Source organism: Paeniglutamicibacter sp. MACA_103, assembly GCF_045798555.1.
GTDB lineage: Bacteria > Actinomycetota > Actinomycetes > Actinomycetales > Micrococcaceae > Paeniglutamicibacter.
On the sequence record NZ_JBIXLN010000101.1, the window covers coordinates 1 to 2257 of the forward strand.

Genomic DNA, 2257 nt, shown 5'->3' on the forward strand with positions numbered 1-2257 from the left:
GAGAAACATCATGAACACCATGCTCGCAAACATTTACTTTGCCATGCAGACCGTCGGCAACAAGATTCGCCGCGATGAAAAGGGAGCAACCGCCGTCGAGTACGGCATCATGGTCGCCGGAATTGCCGTCGTCGTCATGGCCGCAGTCTTCCTGATCGGCACCAGGCTGGACACGATGTTCGACAACGTCGGAACTCAGCTCCTCCCTGCTGCGCCTCCTGCGACCTAACCACAATCGATCCCGCTGGGATCCACATGCGCAGTTCGAGATGGGCGGGTCGTTTTCGACCCGCCCATCTCGAACTTAACATCACATCCGCTTCACGGCCCAAGAGGGGAGCGCAGGACCATGATTAGTCTTGGCCAAGGCTTCAAGTCGACGACATTCCCAGAATTGCCGCCTCACTGACCAACGCAGCCATCATGGACTTCCAACTAGGCGGCAAAACCAGCATGGCCGCGGCTATCCAAGACGACTGAATGCTTGCCCACAGCCACTAGGCGATATAACCCCAGGCAAAGAATAGGTTGAATGTCCGCGCCCTCTGCGGAGTGTCAGGACACGATTGTGTTACTGATCAACGAAGAGTGATAAGGAATCGAGTGCGTAGCCATGCTTATGCATGATTGATCTCGCACGCTGCAAAGGATCGGTCATGGCCAGTGATTCGATACGTTCCACCAAGGCTATTATGGGTGCCTCGCGCGCAGCACCGACACTCTCGTCGTGCTCACCGATGCGCTGCTTTGCACGCAGCAGGGTCTTGGCCCTCCTGCCCGCTGGAGCCCGAGCACCACCGCGGGTATGGGGCCTGTAAGACGCGATCAACTGCGGGCAGATTTACCTCGACGCACTCAATTCCCAGCTCGGGACGTTGCCCGTGCCCAGCATCCCCCGTCCCGACGGCCGGGCGAGGTTCGCCCTGGTGGTGGACGTGTCGAAGTCGCTGCCCCCAGTGTTAGAGACCGCCCTTAGCGCGCGTTTTTCTGCCACACATATGCTTGCAACGGGCAGGCGTAAATGGTCCCGGCGGTGACGTTACTCCTTCATTCATTTCCGCAGTCGAATCCGAGACCACCTCGTGGATGGCCCTGCTTGGCGCGGTGCACCTGAAGGTCGGGCTTGATGCCACCTCGGCCGCGTCCACCCAGCTGCGCGACTTCATTGACCGGCTGGTCGTCGCGGGGCAGCAAACGAGCACCGATCCCTAGGTCTTGGTGGTCACGGATGCTGGCTACTACGGCACCCGCTTGGTCTGGCTGATGCGGGACCTGCCAGGCATCCCGGTGGCCCGGCTACGGTCGGATCGGGTGTTCTACGCTCTCCGCCGGCGAACGCCGCGGCCCAACCAAAAGTCCGGTGCCACGGCACAGTGACAAGTTGATGTTGCGCGCCCCTGCCACGCATCCCGAACGGTAAGGGACGGTGGACGGTCGCGTTCGAGCGGATGCACCCGAAGCTCGATTCCCGGGGCGGGATCTAGGACCACCAGGGCCCCTTGCCGCTGATCGAAGCCTCCATGATCAGGTTTATGGTCTTGTACGTGCCCGGAAACCGGGTTCCAAGCCCTTGTGCCTGTGGGCTTCCAATCCGATCCCCCGACGAGAGCCAGGAGATGGTTCACTGGTGTTCCATGTATCTGCCGCGCCGCTTCGACCTTGAATTTACGTTCCGGTTCCTGCAATAAAAATTGGGCTGGACTGGGCACTAGCTGCCGGAACCGGGTGCGGCCGACGTCTGGACCTGGATCGTGGTGGCCACACACGGTGCTGCGTTTGGGCAGGCCATTGACCGTTGAATGCCGTTTGTCGTGGCAGCAAGCGACCCAGTCCTGTTGTCGTATGCCATGGGAGGGTCGGCGGTCCTGCCGGAAAACGGTACATCCGGCGAAACCACCGCCACGCCTCAATCCGAAGAGCCGCATTACCTCCCAATGAAATTGAAACGCCCAAGAGATTCCCAGCCCATGAAAAGAATCTCAGGTGGACCCCTTTACAGCCTGAAAAATCTCTCCTAGACTCCAAGCTAGATGCCAGCGGTTGGGGAACCGCTTGGGGGGCTGCCAATGGCAGTAGGCATCGGACGGGGTCAAAATACTTGGGACCACTTCATTCCTTCATAATTTCTCATCAAGAATGATTCGCTGGGGGGCGATAAAAATCGCACCTTCTTGACGCAGAAAATGGAGAAACATCATGAACACCATGCTCGCAAACATTTACTTTGCCATGCAGACCGTCGGCAACAAGATTCGCC

General features: G+C 58.9%; 2 protein-coding genes. Both read left to right on the forward strand.

The annotated features are described in order from the left end of the window. Positions 1–229, forward strand: a 229-nt coding sequence (locus tag ACIPVK_RS21695) for a Flp family type IVb pilin (RefSeq protein ID WP_407614054.1), incomplete at its 5' end; no start/stop codon positions are given. 857 nt (positions 230–1086) lie between these two features. Beyond that, complete coding sequence (locus ACIPVK_RS21700; RefSeq protein ID WP_407614055.1) at positions 1087–1212, forward strand: hypothetical protein; 126 nt, start codon at positions 1087–1089, stop codon at positions 1210–1212. The last annotated feature ends 1045 nt before the right edge of the window (positions 1213–2257 follow it).